General features: G+C 69.1%; 1 protein-coding gene. It reads left to right on the top strand.

Features of this window, described 5'->3' with window-relative positions; all coding sequences use genetic code 11:
* Positions 1-234: 234 nt before the first annotated feature.
* Positions 235-1428: GAF domain-containing protein (locus tag sphsw_RS20815; RefSeq protein WP_327195648.1), on the top strand; the 1194-nt coding region annotated here is incomplete at its 3' end.

Raw genomic sequence — 1428 nt, forward strand, 5'->3', positions numbered from 1 at the left:
TGTCGCGACGTTCGGCGACGAGCTGGCGGCGGAGACGGTGCTGAAGAAGCCCTATCGCATCGGCGAGGTCGCGGCGCGGATCGGCGACGCACTGTCGGCGCAGTAGCGCAGGTGACGGACATTGCAGCGTTTCGCGGTGGCGGTGCGGTGTATAGGATGGGGTTAAGGCCCGTGCGTGTACGGTGATCAGCGACGCAGGATTTCGGACCCGGGGTGGGGGCAAGGTGGGGCAGCGTGACTGAGCGGCATGGATTCCTGGGCGACGGACCGCTCGCGGCGCTGATCGCTGCGTTCGACTGGTCGGCGACCCCGCTCGGCCCGATCGAGGGCTGGCCACCGCATCTGCGGACCGTGGTGTCGATCCTGTTGCGCGCGCCGGTGCCGATGGCGCTGCTGTGGGGCGAGGAGGGAATCCTCATCTACAATGCGCGCTATGCGACGATCGCGCAGGACAAGCATCCCGCGATTCTCGGCATGCCGGTGCGCGAAGCCTGGATGGAGGCGGCGGCTTTCAACGACGGCGTGGTGCGCGCCGGGATGGCCGGCAAGACGCGGAGTTATGCGCGGCAGGAGCTGACGCTGTACCGCCATGGCGAGCCCGAGACGGTGTTCCTCGACCTCAATTATTCGCCCGTGCTCGATGCGGACGGGGTGCCCGCGGGCGTGCTGGCGGTGGTGATCGAGACGACCGACGCGGTGCTCGCCGAGCGCAGCCTGCGCTGGGAGACGCACAGCCTGGAAACGCTGAACGTCACCGGTGCGGCGCTGGTCGCCGAGCTCGAGCTCGAGCCGCTGATCCAGATGGTCACCGATGCGGGGGTCAAGCTGACCGGGGCGGAGTTCGGGGCGTATTTCCACAATCTGATGGACGAGACCGGCGAGCGGCTGCACCTGTTCACGCTGGCCGGGGCGGAGCGCGCGGCGTTCGAGAAGCTCGGGCGGCCGCGCGCGACCGCGGTGTTCGGACCGACCTTCCGCAACGAGGGCGTGATCCGCTCGGACGACATCCGCACCGACCCGCGCTACGGGAAGAGCGCGCCGCATTACGGGATGCCGCGCGGGCATCTGCCGGTGCGCAGCTATCTGTCGGTGCCGGTCACGTCGCGCACCGGGGTGGTGCTGGGCGGGCTGTTGTTCGGCCATTCCGAGCCCGGGCGTTTCGGCGAGCGGCACGAGCGGCTGCTGGTCGGCGTCGCGGCGCAGGCGGCGATCGCGATCGACAATGCGCAGCTGTTCAAGGCGGTGCAGGAGGTCAACGACACGCTCGAACAGCGCGTGGCGGAGCGGACCGCGGAGCTGACCCAGGCGCACGAGGCGCTGCGCCAGGCGCAGAAGATGGAGACGCTGGGCCAGCTGACCGGGGGTATCGCGCATGATTTCAACAATCTGCTGACGGTGATCCGCGGATCGACCGACCTGTTGCGGCGT

Origin of the sequence: Sphingomonas sp. FUKUSWIS1 (assembly GCF_000733135.1) — a bacterium.
Classification (GTDB): Bacteria; Pseudomonadota; Alphaproteobacteria; order Sphingomonadales; family Sphingomonadaceae; genus Sphingomonas; species Sphingomonas aerolata.